The sequence below is a fragment of the Phytoactinopolyspora endophytica genome (genome assembly GCF_004138495.1).
GTDB classification, from domain to species: domain Bacteria; phylum Actinomycetota; class Actinomycetes; order Jiangellales; family Jiangellaceae; genus Phytoactinopolyspora; species Phytoactinopolyspora endophytica.
The window spans coordinates 76,625-77,329 of the sequence record NZ_ML142860.1 but is presented as its reverse complement, the minus strand read 5'-3'; positions in this window follow the sequence as shown (position 1 = coordinate 77,329).

Below are 705 nucleotides of genomic sequence, written 5' to 3'. Positions count from 1 at the left end.
CGCTGGTTGCGCCGTCTGCCGCCGATCGAAGATCGGTCGAAGAAGCTCTCCGACCCATTCGAGCGTTCAACCTGGTCTCGGGGCGGCGGCGCCAGCAGCCGCCGGCGCCGGGTGCCTCGTCACGCTATGACCACACAAGGGTCCGATGCGTGACGCCCCAGCGCGTCGTGCGCGGCGTGCGGGTACCAACCAGCCACCTCCTAGCTGGTCGTGCAATCAGTCGTGTACCAACCAGCCGCTCGGGCCGCCGTCGTGCGACCTGCCGTGTACCAAAGACCCGCTCGGGCCTCTACCATGTGATCTGTCGTGTGCGTTCAGGCCGCATCACGGGTCATATCGGCGGTCGCGCCGATAGCCGTGCCACTTCTGACCGCGCCAGGCGGCTCAGATCCCCACGGCTACGCCCACAGCGGCACCCAGCGGCCGTCAGTCACACGATCAGACCCACAACCGCGTTCACGCTGCGATCGGTGCCAGGTTGAGCGATGGGTCACATCCGTTGGCTGCGTGGCGATCGATGCGATGTCCAGTCCACTCGGTCGCGTGAGATGCGCTCCGGCCTAGGCTGCGCTCCGGCTGCCGGTATTGGTGGCGCCGGACGGGCGGGGCCGAGGACGAGGCGAGGGCAGGGCCAGGGTGGGGAATGATAGCCGGGACGCGAGAGAGCCTCAAAGGCGCGGAAAGGGCCGGAGGTTTCTTCTCCCT